Here is a 4045-nt window from a genome sequence, read left to right on the forward strand (position 1 = left end):
CCGGAATTAATGCCCGGGGCACAAACAGCCGCGCCAGTGCGATCATATCCAGTGTGTCCTCCAGCGTGCCGGCCGGCTCGTCCTTTAAAGGCGTGGCTTCGTGCGGCAAAAAAGGGCCGATGCCAATCATATCCGGATTCAGCTCCTTGAGGTACAGTAGATCTGCGGCCAGGTCTTCGAGCGTCTGTCCAGGCAATCCGACCATGAATCCGGCTCCGATCTGATAGCCGATCGCTTTCAGGGCGCGCAAGCGGTCCCGCCTGTTCTCAAAGGTCATGGTCGGATGCAGCGCTTCATACAGCCTGCGGGAAGCCGTCTCGTGCCGCAGCAAAAAGCGGTCCGCCCCCGCTTCGAATAGCCGGGTATACGTCTCGTCGTCCCGCTCGCCGATCGAGAGCGTCACTGCGACATCCGAATATCGCCGCTTGATATCGGCAATCAGCCGCGCCAGCTTCTCCGCTGTATACCAATCGTCCTCTCCGCTCTGCAGCACGAAGGTGCGGTAGCCCAACTCATATCCTTCCCGGCAGCAGTCCAAAATTTCTTCGGGCCGGAGCCGATAACGGCTCGCTGTGTTATTGGCGGAGCGGATTCCGCAGTACATGCAGTTTTGCTTGCAAATATTGGAGAATTCAATCAGCCCGCGCAAGTAGACCCCTGTACCGTAATGGAACACCCGCTTCTGATTCGCAAGGGCATGCAGCCGCCTTCGGGAAGTCTGGTCCAGCTGACCGAGCAGATGGACAATTTCTTCGGAATCCAGTGATTCCTTCGCATATAAACGTTCCAGTAAATGATCCGTTGAGCATCCCTCCCCAGGCATCAATGAGCTTTCTGCTTGAAATCGCAGGTTTACTTAAATGTTGTTCAGGAGCGCACAATCGCTGATGCGTTCCGGTCGTGTATACACATTACAGGAGTCCTGACGAATGAACCCGACCGTCGTTATGCCGAGTTGTTCCGCCAGCTCCAGGGCCAGCATGGTGGGAGCGGATTTGGACAAAATGATTTCACAGCCGATTTTGGCGACCTTCAATAGAATTTCCGAAGAAATGCGGCCGCTGAACACGATGATTTTGTCATTCAGTTTCATCTCGTGCTTCAGGCAGTGGCCATAAATTTTGTCGAGCGCGTTATGGCGGCCGATATCGCTGCGGGAGAGCAGCACCCCATGGATATCGCAAATCGCCGCAGAGTGGACGCCGCCTGTCCGGTGAAACAGCTCCGCGCCGGCTTGCACGCCCTCCATAAGACGAAAGCAATCGTCAAAGGATAAAGATACATGAACACCGTCCATCACTTTGGCGGTCCTTGCATCGTTAACATACACGAAGCCATGGCGGCCCGCGCCGCAGCAGGAACTGACATAGCGCTTGGCGTACAGCTGGCGGTGAAGGTTACTCCAGCGGTCGGTGCAGACGTGCACGAAGCCTTCCTCTTCCTGCGTCCAGAGCTCCTTAATATCCTGAATTCCCCGAATGATCCCTTCCGAAGCCAAATAGCCGACCGCCATGTCCTCGATGTATTCAGGGGTGCACACCAGGGTCACGAACTCCTCGCCGTTAATCTTCAATGTGACGGGATGCTCCGCCGCAATGAGATCCGGTTCTCTGGTGATCCGGCCCTGCCGGTAACGAATAATATGTCCTTGCTGTTCAGGTCCCCTCATATTTCGATCACCCTTATTTTAGAAAAAAATAGAAATCAAACAGCAACTTTACTACACCACTTTTTGCAATGACTGTCAATTTTATAATTCACAACCAGCGATATTTACGCTTCCGGTCCTTCATTGCGCCATGCCATGCAAGCCCATGGAACGCTATGGTATAATGGGTCGGAGGTGACTGGCGAGGTATGTTTTTGAAACGGATTGAATTAACTGGCTTTAAATCATTTGCCGACAAAACGGAGATGGAGTTCGTGCGCGGCATTACGGCCGTCGTCGGTCCCAATGGAAGCGGCAAGAGCAACATTTCCGACGGCATCCGCTGGGTGCTTGGCGAACAAAGCGCCAAATCGCTGCGCGGCGGCAAGATGGAGGATATTATTTTTGCCGGGAGCGATGCCCGCAAGGCGGTTAACTACGGCGAGGTGTCGCTGACGCTTGACAATGAAGACCATGCTCTGCCGCTGGACTTCAGCGAAGTGACGATAACGCGGCGGGTTCACCGCAGCGGAGACAGCGATTATATGATCAACAAGCAGGCATGCAGACTCAAGGATATTACAGAGCTGTTCATGGATACCGGCATCGGCCGCGAAGCGTATTCCATTATCGGGCAAGGCCGGATCGAGGAGATTCTCAGCACCCGGTCCGAGGACCGGCGCGGCATATTTGAAGAGGCGTCAGGCATCGTCAAATATAAATCCCGGAAAAAGGACGCGGGACGCAAGCTGGATGAGACCGAGCAGAACCTGCTGCGTATCCATGATCTGATCAGCGAGCTGGAGGACCAGATCGGTCCGCTGAAGGAGCAATCCGAGAAGGCCGTCCGCTTCAAGGAATTGAAGGAGCAGCTGAAGCAGCTGGAAATATCCGTCTATGTGCATCAGATTGAAGGCATTCATGCGGCGTGGAAAGACGGCAATGCCAAGCTTGAGCTTCTGCGGGACGAGCAGCTTCAATTATCGACGGTCGTCACCGCCCATGACGCCAAGCTGGAGGGCGGCAGAGCCGCGCTTCGCCAACTGGAGGAACGGATCGAACAGCTGCAGGAGCAGCTGCTGCGGTACAGTGAGGCCTACGAGAAGAGCGAAGGCTACGGTGAGCTGCTGAAGGAAAGGCGGCGCCATCTGGAGAACAACCGGGAGCAGCTCGTGCAGACTATAGGCTCCGTCGGAGAGCGTTCGGAAGACCGCCAGCGGGAGCTGACGGCTCTTGAAAGCAGCCTGGAGCAGACCCGGCTCCGTCTTGCGGAGCTGCGGCAGCAAATTGAGGGCGAGGAAGCCAGGCTGACAGGCGTTACGGACGGGCTTAGCCAGAGCAAAGAGGAGAGCTTGAAGAGCGCGCTGCTTGAGCTGATGAATAAAATGGCGCAGGCGCGCAACGAGATACGCTATGCCGACCAGCAGAAGGAAGGTCTGGAGCGGCGGATGAACCGCAGCGCGGAAGAGAGCGGGAAGTGGACCTCCCGGCATGAGGAGCTTATTCGGGAGCAGGCCAGGCTGAAGGGCCAAATTGAGACGCTTGGCAAGGAGCTTGGGAAGCTGCGCAAAGACTACATCTCCGAGAGCGAGCAATCGGTGTCCCGTCAGAAGCTGCTGGACGAAGCCCATTCGGGTCTCCGCAAGTGGGAGCAGAAACGGGAAGCTCAAGTGTCCCGCCATGAGACGATGAAGGAAATGCAGGATGACTTCGACGGATTTATGCTCGGTGTCAAGGAAGTGCTCAAGGGCGCCCGCAAAGGACAGCTTGGCGGCGTTCACGGCGCTGTGGCCGAGCTGATTTCCGTGCCGGAGAAGCTGGAGACGGCTGTCGAAACGGCGCTGGGCGCTTCGCTCCAGCATGTCGTCATGGATAATGAAGCCGTGTCGCGCCAAGCGATTTCGTTCCTGAAGCAGCGGCAGCTTGGACGCGCGACATTTCTCCCGCTTGATGTCATCCGGCCCCGGCAGATTACCGGCGGCGACCGGGGAATGATTGAGGGGGCGGATGGATTCGTTGGCATCGGCTCCGAACTGGTCGGCTTTGAAGACAGGTATGCCAGCATTGTCGGCAGTCTTCTCGGGAACGTCGTCATTGCGGAAAGTCTGGAGCAGGCGAACCGGATTGCCGCCAGATGCCAGTACCGCTATCGCGTCGTTACGCTGGAGGGCGACGTCGTCAACGCTGGCGGATCGATGACCGGCGGCAGCCAGCACAGGAAGAACGCCAGTCTGCTCGGACGCAAGCGCCAGCTGGACCAGCTCCAGAGCGAAATTGGCGAAACCGGGCGCCAAATCGACAAGCTTAAGGCAAGCATTGCCCGGCTGCGCAAGGAGCAGGAAGACTCAAACGACAAGCTGGAGAAGCTGCGCCAGGGAGGCGATGAGAAGCGGCTGG

At 56.8% G+C, this 4045-nt stretch carries 3 protein-coding genes; 1 reads left to right on the forward strand and 2 read right to left on the reverse strand.

Annotated features, from left to right (window positions below; genetic code table 11):
- On the reverse strand, positions 1–748 hold a 748-nt coding region (gene hydE, locus L692_RS0115390), incomplete at its 3' end, for a [FeFe] hydrogenase H-cluster radical SAM maturase HydE (RefSeq protein ID WP_025701049.1).
- A 108-nt stretch (positions 749–856) separates the two neighbouring features.
- The gene (fdhD, locus tag L692_RS0115395) at positions 857–1669 is read right to left on the reverse strand and encodes a formate dehydrogenase accessory sulfurtransferase FdhD (RefSeq protein ID WP_025701050.1); all 813 of its coding nucleotides are present in this window, start codon (positions 1667–1669) and stop codon (positions 857–859) included.
- Between the two features lie 188 nt (positions 1670–1857).
- Between fdhD and smc the strand changes: the two genes are divergently transcribed.
- Positions 1858–4045, forward strand: a 2188-nt coding sequence (smc, locus tag L692_RS0115400) for a chromosome segregation protein SMC (protein ID WP_025701051.1), incomplete at its 3' end; no start/stop codon positions are given.

The sequence above is a fragment of the Paenibacillus forsythiae T98 genome, from assembly GCF_000520735.1.
Lineage (GTDB): Bacteria > Bacillota > Bacilli > Paenibacillales > Paenibacillaceae > Paenibacillus_AQ > Paenibacillus_AQ forsythiae.